The sequence below is a fragment of the Cellvibrio sp. genome (genome assembly GCF_039207905.1).
Classification (GTDB): Bacteria; Pseudomonadota; Gammaproteobacteria; order Pseudomonadales; family Cellvibrionaceae; genus Cellvibrio.
Window position 1 is genome coordinate 31,940 of the sequence record NZ_JBCECX010000030.1, and the last position, 21,176, is coordinate 53,115.

Annotated in this window: 15 protein-coding genes and 1 pseudogene; 14 read left to right on the forward strand and 2 right to left on the reverse strand. The window is 48.9% G+C overall.

The window, feature by feature from the left end; genetic code table 11:
- Window positions 1–181: 181 nt before the first annotated feature.
- From AAGC78_RS16450 to recO, 8 genes are all read left to right on the forward strand, one after another.
- A complete protein-coding gene (locus AAGC78_RS16450; RefSeq protein WP_435785190.1) occupies window positions 182–1,261 on the forward strand; it encodes an OmpA family protein in 1,080 nt (359 codons plus the stop codon).
- A 185-nt stretch (window positions 1,262–1,446) separates the two neighbouring features.
- Window positions 1,447–2,853 (forward strand): Do family serine endopeptidase, encoded by a 1,407-nt coding sequence (locus AAGC78_RS16455; protein ID WP_435785191.1) that lies wholly within the window; start codon window positions 1,447–1,449, stop codon window positions 2,851–2,853.
- Window positions 2,854–3,061: 208 nt separating this feature from the next.
- The gene (lepA, locus tag AAGC78_RS16460; RefSeq protein WP_435785192.1) at window positions 3,062–4,861 is read left to right on the forward strand and encodes a translation elongation factor 4; all 1,800 of its coding nucleotides are present in this window, start codon (window positions 3,062–3,064) and stop codon (window positions 4,859–4,861) included.
- 34 nt (window positions 4,862–4,895) lie between these two features.
- The gene (gene lepB / locus AAGC78_RS16465; RefSeq protein WP_435785193.1) at window positions 4,896–5,744 is read left to right on the forward strand and encodes a signal peptidase I; all 849 of its coding nucleotides are present in this window, start codon (window positions 4,896–4,898) and stop codon (window positions 5,742–5,744) included.
- Between the two features lie 52 nt (window positions 5,745–5,796).
- Window positions 5,797–6,231 carry a DUF4845 domain-containing protein gene (locus tag AAGC78_RS16470; RefSeq protein ID WP_435785194.1) on the forward strand — a complete coding sequence of 145 codons (435 nt, stop codon included), beginning with the start codon at window positions 5,797–5,799 and terminating at the stop codon, window positions 6,229–6,231.
- 3 nt (window positions 6,232–6,234) lie between these two features.
- Entirely contained in the window at window positions 6,235–6,915 is a 681-nt protein-coding gene (gene rnc, locus AAGC78_RS16475; RefSeq protein WP_435785195.1) for a ribonuclease III, read from the forward strand.
- A 64-nt stretch (window positions 6,916–6,979) separates the two neighbouring features.
- Window positions 6,980–7,906, forward strand: a complete 927-nt coding sequence (era, locus tag AAGC78_RS16480) for a GTPase Era (protein ID WP_435785196.1) — start codon at window positions 6,980–6,982, stop codon at window positions 7,904–7,906.
- A 9-nt stretch (window positions 7,907–7,915) separates the two neighbouring features.
- Entirely contained in the window at window positions 7,916–8,623 is a 708-nt protein-coding gene (gene recO, locus AAGC78_RS16485; RefSeq protein ID WP_435785197.1) for a DNA repair protein RecO, read from the forward strand.
- Window positions 8,624–8,642: 19 nt separating this feature from the next.
- Here recO and AAGC78_RS16490 read toward each other — a convergent pair whose 3' ends face one another.
- The gene (locus tag AAGC78_RS16490; protein WP_435785198.1) at window positions 8,643–11,447 is read right to left on the reverse strand and encodes a response regulator; all 2,805 of its coding nucleotides are present in this window, start codon (window positions 11,445–11,447) and stop codon (window positions 8,643–8,645) included.
- A gap of 156 nt (window positions 11,448–11,603) precedes the next feature.
- Between AAGC78_RS16490 and cysM the strand changes: the two genes are divergently transcribed.
- From cysM to AAGC78_RS16520, 6 genes are all read left to right on the forward strand, one after another.
- Window positions 11,604–12,491, forward strand: a complete 888-nt coding sequence (gene cysM, locus AAGC78_RS16495) for a cysteine synthase CysM (protein WP_435785199.1) — start codon at window positions 11,604–11,606, stop codon at window positions 12,489–12,491.
- A gap of 62 nt (window positions 12,492–12,553) precedes the next feature.
- Window positions 12,554–14,059 carry a CotH kinase family protein gene (locus AAGC78_RS16500; protein ID WP_435785200.1) on the forward strand — a complete coding sequence of 502 codons (1,506 nt, stop codon included), beginning with the start codon at window positions 12,554–12,556 and terminating at the stop codon, window positions 14,057–14,059.
- 65 nt (window positions 14,060–14,124) lie between these two features.
- Window positions 14,125–15,618, forward strand: a complete 1,494-nt coding sequence (rlmD, locus tag AAGC78_RS16505; protein WP_435785201.1) for a 23S rRNA (uracil(1939)-C(5))-methyltransferase RlmD — start codon at window positions 14,125–14,127, stop codon at window positions 15,616–15,618.
- A 115-nt stretch (window positions 15,619–15,733) separates the two neighbouring features.
- Window positions 15,734–17,977 (forward strand): GTP diphosphokinase, encoded by a 2,244-nt coding sequence (gene relA, locus AAGC78_RS16510; RefSeq protein WP_435785202.1) that lies wholly within the window; start codon window positions 15,734–15,736, stop codon window positions 17,975–17,977.
- 16 nt (window positions 17,978–17,993) lie between these two features.
- Window positions 17,994–18,788: a nucleoside triphosphate pyrophosphohydrolase gene (gene mazG, locus AAGC78_RS16515; protein ID WP_435785203.1), complete on the forward strand. Its 795-nt coding sequence runs from the start codon at window positions 17,994–17,996 to the stop codon at window positions 18,786–18,788.
- 199 nt (window positions 18,789–18,987) lie between these two features.
- Entirely contained in the window at window positions 18,988–20,217 is a 1,230-nt protein-coding gene (locus tag AAGC78_RS16520; protein WP_435785204.1) for an HD-GYP domain-containing protein, read from the forward strand.
- A 352-nt stretch (window positions 20,218–20,569) separates the two neighbouring features.
- Here the strand turns inward: AAGC78_RS16520 and AAGC78_RS16525 are convergent.
- A pseudogene (locus tag AAGC78_RS16525) lies at window positions 20,570–21,121 on the reverse strand (pseudouridine synthase); the annotation flags it as partial.
- Window positions 21,122–21,176 lie beyond the last annotated feature (55 nt).

The following is a 21,176-nucleotide window of genomic DNA, read 5'->3' on the forward strand; positions in this document are numbered from 1 at the left end:
AGACAACATACATCAAGCAAATGGCTGAACCGATACAAGCGAATAATCGGCCAAAAGTGGCGGCATCCTACCAAAATTGGCCTCAATCCGCAGCCTTAATTCCTGAGTGAGCAATAGTCTGCATTCTCCGGCTGGCTGGCTATACTCGGTACATCATTGTTTTGTGCGATTGGAATTGTTCATGCGTCTGGTGTCTTTTTACCGTTCAAGCCCCTTGCTGTTGCTGGCACTTGCCCTTGGCCAGAGCGCGCCGCTCTCTGCCCAGGTTTACAGCGCCGGTTTCAATAAAGCCGAGTGGGCAACCCAGTCCGGGTCTTTTGCCTGCAGCCTGAGTCATAAAATTCCCGGTTTTGGCAGTGCACGCTTTGTGCGCAATGCAGGGGCAGGTGAGTTTTTTGAGCTGAAAAACACCAATCAGGCATTCCCTGGTGGCACCGTAAAGATAGAGTCTGTCCCGCCAATGTGGCGCAGCGACAGCAGCCCGGCCAATATCGGTCAAGCGCAAGTCAGCGGAAAGCAGCCGCTGCGAGTGACGGGCGCGCAGATCGGGATCATCAGCCGAACTCTGGAGCAGGGCGCCAATGTGGTGTTCAGCAGCGCGCAGATAAGCTCCAATGGCACCAGCTTGCGTGTCGGTTTGGAGGCAAATAAATTTTCGCCAGCTTATAGCAAGTATCAGCGGTGTGTGGCGGATCTGATCCCCTACACCTTTGATCAACTGTCGAGAACACTGATTAATTACACTCCCAATGCTGAAGAACTCAATGCTGGTGCAAAAGGCCAGCTGGATAAAATTGTGCGTTACACCAAAGCTGATCCACGAGTGTTGGGGATCATCATTGATGCCCACAGCGAAAAGTTACCGACACCAGAAGAGGGTGAGGCTGCTGCACAAAAGCAAGCAGAGTTAGTAACGGCTTATCTCATCGATAAAGGTCTGGCGGCCGATACCATTACCACGCGTTGGCACGGCGATAAATTTCCTATCGCCAACAATGAAAACAAAGCCGGACAAGCGAAAAATCGCCGGGTGACGATTCGCTTGGAAAATGAAACAACACGCAAAGAAATGGAAAAGAAAATCGCGGCAATAAAAGATGCCGAACAAAAAGCGGCTGAGCAAAAAGCAGCAGCGGAAAGCTCCGCACAGGCTTCATCGGCCAGCGCAGAATTGCCGGTAAACCTGCAACAGCTGGAGCAAATGGTGGAACAACAAAATCTCACCAGTGGCAAACAACCTGCGGTAAAACCAGCACAATAAACACTTTGTGCTGGCTTCCTCACACTTGCATTTTTTTAGCACAATTCCCAAATTATTCTTAACCTGAAAATTATTTTCGGGTTGGAATTTTTTTAAAACTGACCAGTCTCACTTGCGAGCAGCAGCTGATTGCTTTGCGTAGCGCGAATCATTCCCGGCTGTTGAATATTCCTAAGGAGCCTTGTATGTACAAAATGACTGCCAAATGGGCGAGTCTTACCGCAGTAGTTGCCTTAATCCTATTACCTATCGCCAGCTTTGCCGCAGAGCTGCCGGATTTTACCCAGCTTATTGAGCGACATTCCCCCGCCGTAGTGAAAATTACCGCCGTGTCCAAAGGCGATCTCACCCGCACGCCACAACAATTGCCGCCCAATATGGAAGGCTTGCCTGATATTTTCCGCGAGTTGTTAGAGCGTCGCCAGGTGCCACGCGACCGCGGTTCGCTCGGTTCCGGCTTTATTATTTCCAGCGATGGTTACGTGCTGACTAATGATCATGTGGTCGACCAGATGGATACCATCACTGTGATCCTGAGCGATCAGCGCGAGTACACCGCAAAACTGGTGGGCAGCGATGAGCGTTCAGATCTGGCGCTGTTAAAAGTTGATGCTAAAGACCTGCCGACCCTGACTCTCGCCAAAAACGAAACCTTGAAAGTAGGCCAATGGGTAATTGCCATCGGTTCGCCCTTTGGACTGGATTATTCCGCAAGCGCGGGGATTGTCAGTGCCATTGGTCGCAGTATTCCGTCGGCGCGCAGCGAAAGTAATTACGTTCCCTTTATCCAGACCGACGTAGCCATCAACCCCGGTAACTCCGGTGGCCCGCTGTTTAATATGGATGGCGAAGTGGTGGGCATTAACTCGCAAATCTATTCGCCCAGCGGCGGTTCAGTCGGCCTCTCATTTGCAATCCCGTCTTCGCTGGCGATTGATGTAGTGGCGCAGCTGAAAGGCAAAGGCCGTGTTGATCGCGGCTGGTTGGGTGTGATGATTCAGGATGTGGACAAAGATCTCGCCAGTTCTCTGGGCATGAATAAGCCGGTGGGCGCCTTGATCAGTGAGGTCGATAGCGATGGTCCAGCGGGTAAATCTGGTTTGAAAGCGGGTGACTTGATCATCAAATTCAACGGCAATGATGTGCACACTTCCAGCGATCTGCCGTATCTGGTTGGCCGTACCGCGCCTAACTCCAAAGTGCCGGTGCTGATTATGCGCAAAGGTAAGGAGCAATCCTTGAACGTGACGGTAGGCATTTTGCCGGTCTCGCCTGCAGAAGCAGCAACACGTTCGGCCTCTGCACCGGCGAATAACTCAGTCGATGTGCTTGGCTTGGTTGTCAGTAATTTGGAGCAAACCCAACGCGGTGGAGCTGAAGCTGGTGTTGTCGTACGCGATGTAAAAGCCGGTAGCCCTGCGGCGGAAGCGGGAATTCAGGTCGGCGATGTCATCACCCAATTGGCGTTTGCCGATATCAAATCCCCCGCGGATTACGCCAAGGTGGTAAAAGGCTTGCCAAAAAATGAACCTCAGGCGATACGCTTCTATCGCCAGGATCGCCCAGTATTCAGGTCGATAGTGATCAAATAGCTGATTGTGCCTTGATTCATCAGCGAAAACGCCAGCTTATGCTGGCGTTTTTTGTTGGTTTTCCCGGTCGATATCCGGCTGATTTTCCACCGGTTTTGGCTCCTGCGCTGCTCATAGCACCGCCCTACCAAATAGGCTAGAATGCCGCCCATTATTTCGCCCCCCATTTCCGGGGACTAATCCAACATCCTAAAGTAGTTAAGCGCCTGTGACTGACCTGAGCCATATCCGTAACTTTTCCATTATTGCCCACATCGACCACGGTAAATCCACCATTGCTGACCGCTTTATCCAATTATGCGGCGGCTTGAGTGACCGTGAAATGGAGGCGCAAGTGCTTGATTCCATGGATCTGGAGCGCGAGCGTGGCATCACCATTAAAGCTCACAGCGTGACCTTGCATTACAAGGCGCGCGATGGCAAAACCTACCAACTTAACTTTATTGATACCCCGGGTCACGTGGACTTCACCTATGAAGTATCCCGCTCGCTGGCGGCCTGTGAAGGCGCATTGCTGGTGGTGGATGCCGGTCAGGGCGTAGAGGCCCAGTCAGTTGCTAACTGCTACACCGCAATCGAACAGGGGCTGGAAGTAATTCCCGTCTTGAACAAAATGGATTTGCCGCAGGCAGAACCTGATCGTGTTGCACAGGAAATTGAAGATATTATTGGTATCGACGCCACCGAAGCCGTGCGCTGTTCCGCCAAGTCTGGCTTGGGAATGGAAGATGTGCTGGAAGAGCTGGTGCGTCTGGTTCCACCGCCAGTGGGCGATGTTGATGCACCGCTGCAAGCGCTGATTATCGATTCCTGGTTCGACAACTACCTCGGTGTTGTTTCTCTGGTGCGCGTAAAGCAGGGCACCTTGCGTTTGAAAGACAAAATCATCACCAAAACTATCGGCAAAGCGCAGCTTGTTGACGGTGTGGGCGTATTTAGCCCGAAACCGACTCAATTAAAAGAACTCAAAGCCGGCGAAGTGGGCTTTGTGGTTGCGGGTATCAAAGACATTCACGGCGCCCCCGTGGGCGATACCATTACCCACGCACAAACTCCGGATGTTGAAGCGCTGGAAGGTTTCCAGAAGATCAAACCGCAAGTTTACGCCGGTATGTTCCCGATCAGCTCCGACGATTTCGAAGATTTCCGTGAAGCCTTGGCCAAGCTGACCCTGAACGATGCCTCATTGTTTTACGAACCAGAAAGTTCTGATGCATTGGGTTTTGGTTTCCGTGTTGGTTTCCTTGGCATGTTGCACATGGAGATCATTCAGGAACGCCTTGAGCGCGAATACGATCTTGACCTGATCACTACTGCACCAACAGTAGTGTTCGAAGTGGTTAAGCGTGGTGGCGAAGTTATCTTTGTTGATAACCCATCCAAGTTGCCGGACCCGGGTTCAATCGAAGAAATGCGCGAGCCGATTGTTGAAGCGAACATTCTTGTACCGCAAGAACACTTGGGTAACGTGATCACGCTGTGTATTGAAAAGCGCGGCGTGCAAAAAGATTTGCAGTTCACCGGTTCGCAAGTGTCAGTGCGCTACGAATTACCGATGAACGAAGTGGTGACCGATTTCTTTGATCGTCTCAAATCCGTAAGCCGCGGTTTTGCATCGCTGGATTACAGCTTTGTGCGCTTCCAGGCCGCTAATCTTGTGCGTTTGGATGTATTGATTAACAGCGAGAAAGTGGATGCATTGGCGATCATCGTGCACCGCGATAAAGCGCACGGCATGGGGCGCTCGCTCACCGAAAAAATGAAAGAGTTGATCCCGCGCCAAATGTACGATGTTGCAATCCAGGCGGCAATTGGTGGTCAAATCGTTGCGCGCTCTACCGTTAAAGCCTTGCGTAAAGATGTAACCGCAAAATGTTACGGTGGCGATGCAACACGTAAGAAAAAGCTGTTGGAAAAACAAAAAGCCGGTAAGAAGCGCATGAAGCAAGTGGGTAGTGTAGAAATCCCGCAGGCAGCATTCTTTGCGGTATTGAAAATAGATAGCTAACTACTTGTTAAGAATAACAAGCTAAGGACTCTCAATGAGCAGTATTAACCTTCCTCTGATTCTCACTCTCGCCGTTTTTATCACTGGCTTGGTGTGGTTGTTTGATGCACTGGTGTGGGCGCGCCCGCGCAAGGCCAAAGTTGCTGCGGTAGAAAAGCAGTTCAGTGGTGCCTCATTACAAACTGAACAGCAAAAAGCTGCTTATGAAGAAGCAAAAGCAGTTGCTGGTAGAGAGCCAGTGTTGGTTGAGTATTCCAAATCTTTCTTTCCGGTATTGTTTATTGTTTTCTTTCTACGCTCCTTTTTGGTTGAGCCATTTCAAATTCCCTCCGGCTCAATGATCCCAACCCTGGAAGTGGGCGATTTCATTCTGGTGAATAAATTTGCTTACGGTGTTCGCGCGCCGGTATTGAATAACACCATGATCCCCACGGGTAAACCACAGCGTGGCGATGTGATGGTGTTTTTCCCACCGCATCAACCAGAGACTTATTACATCAAACGCGTTATTGGTGTTCCCGGAGATCACATCACCTACAACAATCACGTGCTGACCTTGAATGGCAAGGTCATTGAGGAAAAACTGGTAGCAGAGCTGCCTGCGGGAGCGCCAGTATTGCGTATGGTGACCGAGAATATTGACGGCAAAGAATTCACTGCCTATAAACATTTGCAGCCCAGCCGTTTAAGCCAGCATGGTTCCTGGGTGGTGCCGGAAGGGCATTACTTTATGATGGGTGATAACCGCGATAACAGTTTGGATAGCCGCGAATGGGGTTTTGTTGGGGAAGAAGCGATTGTCGGCAAAGCATTTGCGGTGTGGATGCACTGGGATAGATTCTTGAGCATCCCATCTTTTGATCATGTCGGCGTTATTAAATAAGTGCATGTGCTAAGTTGAATGACAGCCATTCCTCTCATCGGAGTCAAGCGCAATGAAAATGAATAATCTTAGGTTGATCAAACACCAGCGTGGTTTGGGGATGTTGCAGTGGGCATTGGTGATTGCTATTGCGGGTTTCTTTCTGCTGTTTGCTTTCAAGGTGGTTCCGTTGTATGCCGAGAATCGTTATGTTGAATCTGCTCTGCGCTCCTTGGAAAATGGCGGAGAAAAATTTGATCAAATGACAGATGCAGAAATTAAAAAGAAAATTACCAGCTTTTATGTGATCAACAATGTGCGTAGTGAAGGTCCAAGTAATAATATTAAGATCTTGCGTGAAAGCGAAAAGGCAATAGTTACTATCGATTACGAAACCCGCGTCCCTCTTTTTTATAATATTGATCTGGTATTGAGTTTTCAGAACCATCTCGATAGCACTCGCCCTGGGCAATGCTGTAAACCACCTGCTACCCTAAAGACCAAGTAATTTGTGTTAACTCTTAAATACCAACGCCTTGAACAACGTCTTGGCTACCATTTTGAAGATCAACGCCAGTTACAACTGGCGTTAACCCACCGCAGCCATGGTGCCATCAATAATGAGCGCCTTGAGTTTCTTGGCGATTCCATTTTGAATTTTATTGTAGGCGAAGCGCTGTTCAAGCGTTTTCCCGAAGCGCGCGAGGGCCAGTTAAGTCGCCTGCGCTCGCAGATGGTAAAGGGCGATACGCTTGCTGAACTCGCGCGCGAGTTTGAACTGGGTGAATGCCTGGTGCTGGGTGAGGGTGAAATGAAATCCGGTGGTAACCGCCGCGATTCTATTTTGGCTGACAGTGTTGAAGCTATTATCGGTGCTATTTATCTTGCGAGTGGGTTGGATGTTTGCCGCGAGCGAGTGCTGGTTTGGTTTGCTCCGCGCTTGAATGAGTTAGGCTTGGATACCAGCGCAAAGGATTCCAAGTCGCGCTTGCAAGAATATCTTCAGGCCCAGCGTCAACCGCTTCCTGAATATGTTGTTGCTGAAGTTGGGGGTGAAGGTCATGCGCAGGTATTCACAATTGAATGTCGCGTTGTGCTTGCCAAAAAGCCTACAGTTGCAACAGCATCAAGTCGCCGCGAAGCGGAAAAACAAGCCGCAGCCTTAATGCTGGCCCATTTAAAAATCGATTGATATTGGTCTATTAGCGGTTGTTAATAGATTGCCCGAAGTTCCTCTTTTTCTTCCAGTAATTCTTATGACTTTTGATTCAGATACAGATTCATCCGAACCCACCGGCAGTCGCTGCGGTTATGTTGCTATTGTTGGTCGCCCGAATGTGGGCAAGTCCACTTTGCTCAACCATATCCTCGGGCAAAAAATCAGTATCACCTCGCGTAAACCGCAAACAACTCGCAATGCTGTAGTGGGAATTAAAACCGAAGGTGATGTGCAGATTATTTTTGTTGATACACCCGGGATGCACCTTGGGCAGCAAAAAGCGATTAACCGCTACATGAACAAAGCCGCAACCAGTGCGATGAAAGATGTCGATGTGGTGGTGTTTGTTATTGATCGTTTTATTTGGACGGAAGAGGACGAAGCGGTTGCGGAAAAGTTGCAGCATCTTAATTGCCCGATTATTTTGGCAGTTAATAAGGTTGATCAAATCGAAGATAAGGAAACATTGCTACCGCACTTGCAGACTTTGTCAGAAAAATTAAACGTTGCTGAAATTGTTCCTATGTCAGCACTGCGCAATACTAATCTGGATCGATTGGAACAGCTGATTACGGAGCGATTGCCGGAAGGCATACATATGTATCCGGAAGATCAAATTACTGATCGCAGTTCGCGCTTTATGGCTGCGGAAATTGTACGTGAAAAAATTACTCGCCAGCTGGGCGATGAATTGCCCTACGAAATGGCGGTGGAAATTGAAGAGTTTAAGCAGGAAGGCAACTTGCTCAATATTTCTGCGCTGATTTTGGTTGAACGCGATGGTCAGAAAAAAATTCTGATCGGCGATAAAGGTGCCCGTATCAAATTGATTGGCACCGAAGCGCGCGTCGACATGGAAAAACTGTTTGAGCTGAAAATTATGCTTAAACTCTGGGTGAAAGTAAAATCCGGCTGGTCCGATGATGAGCGTGCTCTGCGCAGTCTCGGCTACAACGAATTCTAATCAAACCTCATGCGTGTTGACCTGCAGCCCGCTTATATCCTCCACGCCCGCCCATATCGTGACACCAGTTTACTGATTGATTTGCTCACGCCCGATTTCGGGCGTGTTACCGCAGTGGCGCGTGGTGTGCGTAAAAATAAAACCCCCAAACGTCAACTCTTGAATCCTTTCAGCCGATTATTGGTTTGCTGGCAAGGCAAAACGGATATGAAGTTGCTTACCAGCTTTGAATCGGATAATCATTTTCTGACGCTGACGGCCAACCATTTATATTCCGGTTTTTATCTCAATGAATTATTAGTGCGTCTGTTGCCAGAGATGGATAGGCACAACGGACTCTACTTTGCCTACGAACAATCCTTGCTTGCATTGCAGCGCTGCGAAGACATTGAGCCATTGCTGCGTGAATTTGAGTTTCGCTTGTTGGGCGAGTTGGGATATGGATTGGATTTTTGTGTGGACTCGCGCAACGAGTGCGAAATCCATCCACAGGGATTATATGAGTGTCATGTGCAGGAAGGTTTTTTCAGTGCGGCGCCGGATATCCCGGAACAATTCTTATTGAAAGGTGAATGGCTATTGGCGATTGCACAGGGCGATTATTCCCTGCCTGCTACACGCCTTGCAGCCAAACACCTCACTCGTCGTATGTTAAAGCCTTTATTGGGCAGTCGTCCGCTCAATAGCCGTGCGTTATTTGCGCAAGCAAAAAAATAATCAGCAGAGTCTGCTTTATTTATGCTTCGGCTTTTTCCAATCCAAACAGTGCATCTATATCCTTATCTCGCCCCCAATTAATTAAATCATCCAGTGCATGGTTGAGTGCAGGCATGGCATCGCGCGCTTGTTCGTATTGTTTGCTTTGGAAAAGTTTATCGAGCAGCCCGCTGATATGTTTTAAGCGCGGAACACCGCAATAGCAACTGCTGCCATAGAGCTTGTGAACTAACTCTTCCAATTCATCGAAAGCTCCGTTGGCTAAAGCAGTATTGATTTGTTGTTTTTCGCTTTCCAATCCGCTCAACAGCATACTGAGCATGTCGCGTGACAACGCGGGTTTGTTATTGGCTAATTTCAAACAAAGTTGTATGTCAACGGAGCCAGTGAGATCTTCGGTGGGAAGTGGTTCGCGCACATTGGGGTTGGCTGGTTTTTCTTCTATTTGGATAAAAACTTCTTTTTTCCCTGACAGGCTCGCCCAGCGATTAATAATGTGTGCCAATTGGGTTTCGCTCACAGGTTTGCTAATGCAGTCGTCCATACCTGCAATTAATAATTCTGCTTTTTGTTCAGTAATAGTGTGCGCCGTAAGTGCGATGATGGGTGTGCGGCGTTTGCCTTGCTCTAACGCGCGAATATGGCGAGTTGCCTCCATTCCATCCATGCCTGGCATTTGGATATCCATAAAAATCACATCGAATTCATTATTGTTGCAGGCTTCGATGGCTTGTTTGCCGTTATTTGCTTGTACAACTTGTGTGTTCAAACCGCGCAGTAATTCTGATGCAAGTTGCAGGTTTGCCAGATTATCGTCCACCAACAAGACCGATATGTTTGGCTGTTGTGCATCTTCCTCATCTTGTTCGCGCATGTCTTTAATGTGCAAATCCAATTGTCGTCCGAGGGTTTGCAGCAGCGATTCATAGGCAATCGGTTTGTTGATGAATAATACTTGTGAGCGCTCAGAGTGAGCGCGAAATAATCGTTGATGTGCAGGTGTGCAACAAGCAACTAGCGTGCAGTTAAATTCTACGTTTAATTGTTCGGCAAGGTTGTTGAGTAACACGGGCGGGATTTTTCGCTCGTTGGGTGCAATATCTAAAATCAGCAAATCAAAATTATTATTACTGTTGCGCGCATTGCGCAAAATGGGGAAGCAGTCATGAATTGCAGCAATGCATTGGGTATTGCCGCTCCATTCACGCAACAGGTTGTCGATTTGTTTGACCGAGGCTGGATTCTCTCCGCATAGCAAGATGCGGTATTCGCTCAGGTTCGCTAACTGGCTCACTGATGGTTGGCGTTTATCGATTCCCAACCTTGCAGTAAACCAAAATGTAGAGCCTTGTTTGGGCTCGCTGACCACACCTATTTCGCCATGCATGCGCTCGACCAAACCTTTGCAGATTGCCAAGCCCAAACCTGTTCCTTCATGTTCGCGTGTACTTGATGTATCCGCCTGATTAAATGGACTAAATAACTGATCTTGCTCCTCACGTGTAAGGCCAATCCCTTCATCGCTCACACATACTTTTAGCGTAATTTGTGTTTCCTGCCGCTGCATGATGCTGACATCAATCAGGATGTTGCCCGTGGTGCTGTATTTGATGGCATTGCTCACCAGATTGGAGAGGACTTGCTTAAAGCGCAGTGCATCACCTAGCAAATTTTTAGGGATGCTGGATTCAACATAATTGACTAACTCCAAATTTTTTTCATGGGCATCGGGTGCAAGGATATGAAGCACTTCGTCAATGCAATTGCGAATAGGTACAGGTGCATAATCGAGTGTGAGCTTGCCTGATTCAATTTTAGAAAAATCGAGAATACCGTTAATAACGGTGAGCAGGTTTTGAGCAGAGTCGCGAATAGTTTCCAAATATTCGCGCTGCTGCTCGTTGAGTTCTGTTTTTAACGCGAGATTGATAAAGCCGAGAATCCCATTAAGTGGTGTACGAATTTCATGGCTGGTATTGGCGAGAAATTCAGATTTTACCCGGCTGGCTTCCAGTGCTTCTTTGCGCGCTAAATCCAATTCCACGTTTTGGATTTCGATGGTTTCCAGCGTCTCACGTAAATCTTCAATCGCATGATCAATGTGGGATTGCATATCAGCTTGCGCTGCTTCCATGTAATCCGCCATGGTATTGATTGATTCTGCGAGGCCAAAAAACTCACTTGAGTTTTGTTGTTCAACGCGTTCGCTCAATCTTCCGCGCGCTAATGCGTGCACAATATTTTTAATATGATCAAGCGGGTCGGTAATGCGGTAATAAAGTGCAATCGCAAAATAAGCACCAATGATCAAACATAACAAGGTGAGGGCAATGGTGAGCACTATCGCCTCGTAACGCACCACTGCGTAGGGCGCCGCCATTAATTCGATTTCTACCCAGCCAATTGGATTTTTATTGTCGAGATTGACCAGTGGATGGGAGAAGCGCAGAGTGCGGTCGGTTTTGCGCTCCATGGGTTGTTGCATGTTGGGTTCGCTAATGCCTTTGCTCGGCATAAACTGCGGCCCGCTGTGAAAGCTTTTATCAGCATCGGTGTAGTAGGCGTGAGCGGCGCGAATGTAGGGTTCTTCGAGTGATGCATCGAGAATGTATTGCACCAGCTGTTGGTTATTTTCCAGCATGGGCTTGTGCAGCAGGTGCGCTGTTTTTTGCGCGAGTACACTGCCGCGCAAGTCGATAAATTTATTGATTTGCGAAATGCACAGAAACGTAAGGCTTACCGCAATCAGGATAACAATGCTGATGGAGGGAATGAAAATCAGGCGCCAGACATCGGATTTAATACTGCTGCGTTTATTCTTCATGTGGTTAGCCTTATTTCTTATGCTGACAAGCGATGAACCCAAGGGTGCGTTGCTACAACAAAGTGTTCGCAGGATGGGTGATCACAGGTAGAATAGCCGCCCCGCGCGCGCTAGCGCAACCGGCTAATTACCTGAATTATCTGCCTTGAGGTCAGTATGGATTTCCCAACCATAGAAGCATATGTCGGCAACACGCCGCTCGTTCGGCTGCAGCGTCTGCCCGGTGCGACCACTAATCATATATTAGTGAAACTGGAGGGGAATAATCCTGCTGGTTCTGTTAAGGATCGTCCTGCGCTGTCGATGATCACCCACGCCGAATTGCGCGGTGATATCAAACCCGGTGATACGCTGATCGAAGCTACCAGCGGCAACACGGGTATCGCCTTGGCAATGGTGGCGGCGATCAAGGGCTACAAGATGATTTTAATCATGCCCGATAACTCCACTGCAGAGCGTAAGGCATCAATGGCGGCCTACGGTGCCGAACTGATTCTGGTGAGTAAAGAGGCTGGAATGGAAGGCGCACGCGACTTGGCGCTGCAAATGCAAGCCGAAGGTAAAGGCAAGGTACTTGATCAATTCGGCAATGCGGATAACCCACTTGCGCATTACACGACTACTGGCCCCGAAATATGGCAACAAACGGGCGGGACCATCACACATTTTGTTAGTTCCATGGGCACTACTGGCACCATTATGGGCAGCTCCCGTTTTCTTAAAGAGCAGAATCCTGACATTCAGATTATTGGCTTGCAGCCTTCAGAGGGCGCACAAATTCCTGGCATTCGCCGCTGGCCCGAAGCTTACCTTCCCAAGATATATGAGCGTGATCGTGTGGATGGCATCGTCAGCATGCCGCAACAGCTTGCAGAGCATACGATGCGCGAGCTTGCGCGTAAGGAAGGAATTTTTTGCGGAGTTTCCTCTGGTGGTGCAGTAGCCGCTGCATTGGAATTAAGCCAGCAAGTAGAAAATGCGGTAATCGTGGCAATTATTTGTGATCGTGGCGACCGTTATTTGTCGTCCGGTTTATTTAATTAAAATTTGTAGTCGGTTCATTATATTTTCGGATTTTCCTAACAATAATTAATCAGGATGTTTATATGGCGGCAATCAATCGTGTTTCACTTATTATTTTATTAGGGTTACTGCAGGCGTGTGGCGGCGGTGGTGGGGGCTCCGGTTCGGGCTCAAAGAGTTCCGCGGCGAAATCATCAGTTGCTCCAAGTTCTGTTGCAGTGATTATCTCATCAAGTAGCAGTAGCAGTAGCAGTAGCAGTAGTGTCGGGTCTAGTTTCAGTTCGGTCGTTATAGCGAGTTCCAGTTCAAGCTCCGCGACAAGCACACCGGCGGATTTACCGGTGGGCACTGTGGAGACTCTGCCTGTTTTGAATATTACGACAACTGGCAGTGCGCCAATTGTGTCGAAGGAAAATTACCTGACGGGCTCATTCGCATTGAACGGTGAAAATATTACCGCGGCTAATGGCACTTTGGAGATTCGTGGACGTGGTAATTCCACCTGGTCATGGGTGAAAAAACCCTATCGCTTAAAGTTGACGGATTCTGTTGGCTTGTTGGGAATGCCTGCAAGCAAGCATTGGGTGTTGCTAGCGAATTACGCCGATAAAACGCTAATGCGTAACGATGTCGCGTTTATGTTTAGTCGTAGTCTGGGTATGGAGTACACGGTTAGAAACCAATACGTAGAGTTGAACCTTAATGGTAAATACCAGGGTGTTTATCAATTAGTTGAACACATTCGTGTGGCTAAAGATCGTGTCAATATTCCCGAGTTGAAAGTAGCGGACACCGATGCAGAAAAAATCACTGGTGGTTACCTAATGGAAGTGGATTTCCGTATGCATAAGGATTATTGCATCGGTAATACCTGGGAATCATTTTGCTCTAATGGCGTTAATCTGGATCGCCAAAAAACATTCTGTGTTGACTCAACTCACGGTATGAATCCGTTTTGTTTGGACACTCCTGAGACATTGCTGGAATCAGCTTGGTCAGCACAGCGCGACTATATTGCTAAATACATAGCCGACACAGAGAGTGTATTGTTCGGCAATAATTTTGCTGATCCTGCGCTGGGTTATGCGGCTTATATCGATGTGGATTCTGCAATTAATTATTTTTTAATTAATGAGTTATTCAAGAATCCCGATGGTGCAGTGGCTAGCTTTTATCTGTACAAAAAACGCAACGGGAAATTATTTTTTGGCCCGGTGTGGGATTTTGATTTGGCCTTGGGTAACGCAGGTTATGACGATGTAGATAAGACCTACGGCTGGCATATCCGCAACGCTACTTGGTTTGATCGTTTGTTTCAGGACCCGGCATTTAAAGCCAAAGTCAGTGCACGCTGGAACAGCTTAAAAGCAGAAGGAAAATTGGACTATATTTTCCAATACGCCGAGGCGCGCGCAACCTGGCTCGATAAACAACAAAAGAAAAATTACACAATTTGGGATGTCACTGATTTTGCTGGTTGGATTTTGCACGGTACACATGGCGGCACCGGCAGTTATGAGGCTGAAGCGAAAGAGATGGTTCGCTGGCAGCGCGAGCGTTATCAATGGATGGATACGCAACTTAAATAAGTGGATAACGGCGCATCCTTGCAGGGAGATGTGCGCCGTTATTTTCTGTAATACCGGAAATATTGATGTCCAATCGCAGTGGTAAAAGCGGCAATCCGCCCAAAAAAGGTGGCAGCTTGCTCGGTAAAAAACCTCGGCCGAAAAAAGCTGATGGCAGTGTGTATGTACGCGATGATGCCCCACGGCTAAATCATGCACGCGTCGCAGAAAAAGTATTGCCACAAACAAATAAACGCCTGGGTGAATTTACTATTGATCGGTTGAGTCATGACGGTCGAGGTATTGCAAATCTTGATGGCAAAACCTTATTTATCGACGGTGCATTGACCGGCGAAAAAGTCACTGCACGCTTGGTGGAAGATCACCCGCGTTTTATTGATGCACGCATTGACCAGTTGATAAGTGCATCGCCCGAGCGGGTAGAGCCACCTTGTCCCCACTACGCAAATTGCGGCGGTTGCCAGTTGCAACATATGCAACCGGCTGCACAGTTGGCGATGAAGCAGCAATCCTTACTGGAGCAATTGCAGCGATGGGGCGGGGTGGTGCCCAAGCGGATATTGCCGGCGATTAGCGCGGGTGATACCGGCTATCGCAGTCGAGCGCGACTGGGCGTTTGGTATGAAGCGGATGGCAGCGTTAGCCTCGGTTTTCGCCAGCAGTACAGCAATGCAATAACCCATGTAAATCAATGCATGGTGTTGCTGCCAGAGTTGAATGCATTACTGGCGCCGCTGCATGAGTGGCTGACGAATTTACGGTCAGCTAAAGCGGTGACCCATATCGAGTTGGTTAAAGGTCAGCAGCATACAGCGATTATTTTGCGCCACACCAAAAAACTGGTTGAAGCTGATCTTGCTGCGCTCGCCGAACTTGCCGGGCAGCAGGGTTGCAAGGTTTGGTTGGAGCCAAATGGTAATCTTGGGCTGACCGACCTTAACGAGGTGGCCTGTGATCCGCGCCTTGGTTATCAACTCGAACAGCTTGAGTTGGCCTTTCATCCGCAAGACTTCACTCAGGTAAACCCACAAGTAAATCAGCAGATGGTGGCGCAGGCGTTGGAATTGATGGCGCTCAAGCCGGACGACCGCGTGCTGGACTTGTTCTGTGGCATTGGCAATTTCACCTTGCCCATTTCCCGCCATTGCGCCGAAGTCATCGGCATTGAGGCGGTTGAGTCCATGGTGCTGCGCGGGCGGGAAAACGCCGAGCGGTTGGGGATCACCAACGCAAAATTTATCGCCGCTAACTTGGCAGATATGACCCATACTCAATTGCAGCGCTTGGGCGGTGCTAACCAAGAACAAGACATAGCGGCAATATTGCTCGATCCGCCCCGCGATGGTGCAAAAGATATTATTGCCAGCATCCAACGTTGGGTGGCAGGCAAGCAACTTTCTCCCAAGCGGATTGTCTACGTCAGTTGCAACCCAGCGACACTGGCGCGAGATTCTGCATTGCTGGTTGAAGCTGGATACCAATTGGATGCTGTAGGTGTGCTGGATATGTTCCCCCACACCGGTCATGTTGAGTCGATGGCGCTGTTTTTGCTTAAGTGATCATCTTTGGATGCACTTAAGTTTGAGTGCTCCGCTCACATGCTGAAGCGATGGATTTATAGCGGTTAGGGCGTAAAGTCGAACCGCCGCGAAAGAATAAGTAAGGCGAATACACATGGTTAAAGTCAGAGCAGACCATCCCATCGCAGCGGATGGGCAAGTTGATATCGATGCCTGGATTGATCGTTTAAACCAGGCCCATGCACAGTCTGACAGCAGTCGTGCCGAACTCCGCCGTGCCGCTGAGTTGAGTCTCTCGTTGGTGGATATCCACGCGGAAGATGACCATAACTGGGGCGAAGATTTCTCCTGTTTCCGCATCGGGCTGGAGATGGCCGAGATTCTTAACGACCTGCAACTCGATCAAGATGCGTTGATGGCGGCGATTCTCTATCGCGCCGTACGCGAACAAAAAATCACCCTCAAAGAAATTCAAGAACGCTTTGGCGACACCGTTGGCAAATTGGTCAAAGGTGTTATCCGCATGGCGGCGATCAGCTATCAGCGCAATGAAAATGAAGATCGCGTGCTGGGCTCACAAGCGACCGAGCAGGCCGAAAAAATCCGCAAAATGTTGGTGTCGATGGTGGATGATGTCCGCGTTGCACTGATCAAATTGGCCGAGCGCACTTGTGCAATTCGCTCGGTAAAAAATGCATCCCCCGATCGCCGCCGTCAGGTCGCGCGTGAGGTTGCTGATATTTACGCACCTTTGGCCCATCGCTTGGGAATCGGGCATATCAAATGGGAACTGGAGGATTTGTCGTTCCGCTACCTTCAGCCCGATGAATATAAACGCATCGCCAAATTGCTGGATGAGCGTCGTCTCGCGCGTCAGGAATATATCGACAATCTGCTCAACCTGTTGCGCACCGAATTGAAAAAGGCCGGCATTGAAGGTGCAGTGGGTGGACGCGCCAAGCACATTTACAGTATCTGGCGCAAAATGCAGCGCAAAGGGATCCCTTTCTCGCAGGTGTATGACATCCGCGCCGTGCGGATATTGGTGCCCAGCGTGCGCGATTGCTATGCGGTGCTCGGCATAGTGCACAGCCTGTGGCGCAACATTCCCAATGAATTTGATGATTACATCGCCTCGCCTAAAGAGAATGGCTATCGCTCATTGCATACCGCTGTGTGGGGGCCGGAAAGCAAGGTGTTGGAGATCCAGATCCGCACCCAGGAAATGCATGAGGAATCCGAATTCGGCGTCTGTGCACATTGGCTTTATAAAGGCACGGATACTAAATCCACCCAGGATGCCTACGAGCAAAAAATTGCCTGGTTGCGCCAAGTGCTTGAATGGCACGAAGAGCTGGGCGGCGATTCCGAGCAATTGCAAGATGACCTGCGCTCGGTTAATCAGGATCGCATCTACGTCTTTACTCCTGAAGGCCATGTGGTGGATTTACCGCGCACCGCAACGCCACTCGATTTCGCCTACAAAATTCACACTGATGTCGGCCATCGCTGCCGCGGTGCAAAGGTTAACAACCGCATAGTGCCGCTCAACTACCAACTAACCAACGCGGATCAGGTGGAAATCCTCACCGGTAAATTGGAATCGCCTAGTCGCGATTGGTTAAACGCAGCGCTCGGTTATGTGAATACACCGCGAGCGCGTGCGAAAATCCAGCATTGGTATAAACAGCAGGCGCGCGATAAAAATATCGCCGAAGGTCAGGCGTTGCTTGATCGCGAATTCAAACGCCTTGCGCTGCTGGATTTGGATTTTGAAGAGCTGGCGAAAAAGCTGCGTTTTAATACCCTTGATGATCTCTATGCAGCAGTGGGTGCGAGCGATATTGGTGTCGGACAAGTATTGAATGCCGCGCAAAAACAAGTGGATGACGCTGATCCGCAGCAGCCGTTAATTCCGTTCAGGGCGAAATCCACCAAGCAGAAAAAAGATTCCGATTTTTATATCGAAGGTGTGGGTAATTTGCTCACCCAGATCGCCAATTGCTGCAGCCCGGTGCCGGGCGATGCTATTACCGGCTACATTACGTTGGGCAAAGGTGTTTCCATTCACCGTCAGGATTGCGCCAATATTTTGCAGCTGCAAACCGACGAGCCGCAGCGCATCATCAAAGTGGAGTGGGGCGATACACCGCAAAGCTTCTACTCGGTTGATGTGGTTATTGAAGCTTATGACCGCTACGGTTTGTTAAAAGATATTACTGCGTTGCTGGATACCGAGCGCATCAATATCGTCGCCATGCAAACGCTATCGGACAAACGCAAAAACACTGTGGACATGCAAGTCACAGTGGAGATTCGAAGCTTCGATGAATTGAGCCGCATACTCACCAAACTGAACCAGCTGCCGAACATTGCCTCGGCGCGGCGCAAACATTAATTTTTGGATATCGCTTGTGACTCAATACACCATCGACGATTTGCTTTATCTCATGGCGCGCCTGCGCGATCCGGAAACCGGTTGCCCTTGGGATATCACCCAGGATTACGCGAGCATCACCCCTTCAACACTTGAAGAGGCGTATGAAGTTGTCGATGCGATTGAGAAGCAGGATTTTGTGCACCTCAAAGAAGAATTGGGCGATCTTTTATTCCAGGTCATCTTCTACAGCCAATTGGGCAAAGAGGAAGATCGCTTTGAGTTCGCCGGTGTAGTGTCCGGTCTGGTCGCTAAACTTATTCGTCGTCATCCCCATGTATTTCCCGATGGTACTTTGCATAGCCGGGTAGAGAATCGCCATACCTTGCCCTCTGATGTTAAAGAGCGCTGGGAAGCAATCAAAAAGCAAGAGCGGGAAGAAAAGGGCGCATTAGGTTTGTTGGCCGATGTCCCGCTGAACTTGCCATCACTCAGCCGCGCGGCCAAATTGCAAAAGCGCGCTGCCAGTGTTGGTTTTGACTGGGATGACGTTTACGGCCCTATCGCCAAAGTGCGTGAAGAATTGATGGAAGTAGAGGCTGAGTTGGACTCAGGTGATGCCGCCGCGCTCGAAGAAGAGTTGGGTGATCTGTTGTTTGCGGTGGTAAATATTGCGCGCTACCAGAAGATTGATCCGGAGCAGGCATTGCGTATCGCTAACCAGAAGTTTGAACAGCGGTTCCACTATATTGAAAACAACGTCAGCCAACCCTTGGCTGAGACTTCGATTGATGAAATGAATCGCCTGTGGGATGAAGCCAAGCAGCAGTGAGTTGGGATTTCAACGATTGGCACCAAAATCATATTTTTAAGTATAAGAGCTTCTCACCCTCATAGCTTTTTGTTACATGTGACCCGTTTCAAAAGCAGCTATGATTCATGAGTACAAAACAAAAAAAGCCCCCCTGCTGTAACAATAAAAATAGTAAAGTGAGGTTCCTTTGGATCGGCGAGAAGTTAAGCCGGGCTATGTGGATAAGAAACTCAGTACCATTAAGATCCACATTTCTGAGCTAAAGATAGGCATGTTTGTCTCCAAGCTGGATCGCGACTGGCAGGAAACGCCGTTTCTGATGCAGGGCTTTATGATTGAAAGCCTCGATGACATAGATGCCGTCGCCGAGTTCTCCCAACATATCTGGATTGATGCGGTGCGCGAGGAGTGGGTGCCTCCTGAAGAGCGTGGCGTAGCTGGTCCTGCAATCGCTAAATCAAAATCCTACATCAATAAAATCGAAGCCCAAAAAGAGCACGCTGCTGCACTTAGCGTATTTCGTGAAGCAAAAAAATTAACTAAAACTTTGCTTGATGATGTCCGCTTGGGTGGTGTGGTCAATACCGAACAAGCCAAAGCGACAGTGAAAGATTGTGTGGGCAGTATTCTGCGAAATGCGGATGCGCTCATCTGGATGTCGCGTATGCGCAACGAAGATGAATATACCGCTGAACATTGTTTAAATGTCTGCATCCTCGCCATTGCCTTCGGGCGTCACCTGGGAATGAGTGAAGCCGAGTTGGAAAAATTGGGTTTGTGTGGCTTGCTGCATGATGTGGGTAAGATGCGTATTCCACCCCAGATCCTGAATAAAAGCGAACAGCTGACCGATAAAGAATTCAACATGATCAAGGCGCACACTGTACATGGGCGCAATTTGTTGATGTCATCGCCCGGCGTACCTAACTCCACCGTCGATGTTGCCTACAGTCACCATGAACGTGTTGATGGCACTGGTTATCCACGCAAATTAAAAGCGGCGGGCATTTCTGATTTCGCACGAATTATTTGTATTGTTGATGCCTATGATGCGATGACGGGGGATAGATGTTATTCCCGCGCAATTCCCAGTACCGATGCGCTCAAGCGTATTTTTCAGGATCGCGGTACGCATTTTGATGAGCGCTTGGCGCTGGAATTTATCAAGTGTGTGGGGCTTTATCCTCCCGGTAGTATCGTGGAATTGGTTAATGGTTTAGTGGGGATAGTGCTGGAGTCTAATCACCGCTATCGCCATTTACCAAAAATCATTACAGTGAAAGATCTGAACAAGCCGCTCGAAAAAGAGCAGGTCATTAATTTGAATGAAGTGGAACAAAAAACCTTGGATAAAGGCTATTTGATTAAGCGCGCGCTGTGTGACGGTAGCTACGGAATTCGTATCCGCGAGTACCGCGAGAAAGGGCTGGCTTTTTCGTACGGTTAATTTGGTCTGTCGTTTTTCAAATAAGGCGCGCTTCGGGGCGCCTTATTTTTTTGCAGCTAAAAATTTATTCAGAATCAACAATCAGTTTGGATTTCGGCTTTTGAATCACGACTGTTTTAACCGCAGGTTTAGCTGGCGCCGGTTTTGGGGGCGTTTGTGCTGGGCGCTTATTTCGTTGATCTGTTGTGCGTTTGTTAGTTGGCTTGTTGGTTGGTTTATCACCGGGTTTGGTGTTCGGCGAAGTATTGCCTGATGTTGGTTTATTGGTGGATGATTTTCCGCGGTTCGCCGTGTTTCCACCTGCTGGTTTATGACGTGGATTGCTAGTTTTATTGCGCGCACCGCCCGCTGCCGATTTGGGAGTTTGCACCGTTTCAGTTTTGTATTTGCCTTGTTCGATTCCCTCAAGCGTCCAATTACCAATTTTCACCCGTACTAAGCGCAAGGTAGGGTGGCCAACAGCGGCAGTCATGCGACGAACCTGACGGTTGCGTCCCTCGGTAATTACTAATTCCAGCCATTGGGTGGGAATATTGGCACGTTCGCGGATTGGTGGAACGCGCTCCCACAATTTGGGGGTGGGGATCAGGCGTACTTCTGCAGGTTGGGTCATGCCATCATTTAACTCAACGCCTTGGCGTAATTTGGTGAGCGCATAACTGTTTGGTGCCCCTTCGACTTGCACCCAGTAAGTTTTGGGTTGTTTGTGGGCCGGGTGGCTGATGTGATGCTGCAATTCGCCGTCGTCGGTTAGCAGCAGCAAACCTTCCGAATCATGATCCAAACGGCCGGCGGGATACACATTTGGGACCTTGATATAGTCCTTAAGTGTGGGGCGGCCCTCGCCATCAGTGAATTGCGAAAGCACGCCAAAAGGTTTGTTAAACAGGATCAGTGAAGCCATAAACTCTTATACAACTCGATGTTGGATCAGTAAAAATGCGGATTCTAGCCGAGAT

Bases quoted from the DNA above. Each gene is read 5' to 3' on its own strand.
- AAGC78_RS16450 (WP_435785190.1), top strand. From the start codon at position 182: ATGCGTCTGGTGTCTTTTTACCGTTCAAGCCCCTTGCTGTTGCTGGCA.
- AAGC78_RS16455 (WP_435785191.1), top strand. From the start codon at position 1,447: ATGTACAAAATGACTGCCAAATGGGCGAGTCTTACCGCAGTAGTTGCC.
- lepB (WP_435785193.1), top strand. From the start codon at position 4,896: ATGAGCAGTATTAACCTTCCTCTGATTCTCACTCTCGCCGTTTTTATC.
- AAGC78_RS16470 (WP_435785194.1), top strand. From the start codon at position 5,797: ATGAAAATGAATAATCTTAGGTTGATCAAACACCAGCGTGGTTTGGGG.
- era (WP_435785196.1), top strand. From the start codon at position 6,980: ATGACTTTTGATTCAGATACAGATTCATCCGAACCCACCGGCAGTCGC.
- recO (WP_435785197.1), top strand. From the start codon at position 7,916: ATGCGTGTTGACCTGCAGCCCGCTTATATCCTCCACGCCCGCCCATAT.
- AAGC78_RS16490 (WP_435785198.1), bottom strand. From the start codon at position 11,447: ATGAAGAATAAACGCAGCAGTATTAAATCCGATGTCTGGCGCCTGATT.
- cysM (WP_435785199.1), top strand. From the start codon at position 11,604: ATGGATTTCCCAACCATAGAAGCATATGTCGGCAACACGCCGCTCGTT.
- AAGC78_RS16500 (WP_435785200.1), top strand. From the start codon at position 12,554: ATGGCGGCAATCAATCGTGTTTCACTTATTATTTTATTAGGGTTACTG.
- rlmD (WP_435785201.1), top strand. From the start codon at position 14,125: ATGTCCAATCGCAGTGGTAAAAGCGGCAATCCGCCCAAAAAAGGTGGC.
- relA (WP_435785202.1), top strand. From the start codon at position 15,734: ATGGTTAAAGTCAGAGCAGACCATCCCATCGCAGCGGATGGGCAAGTT.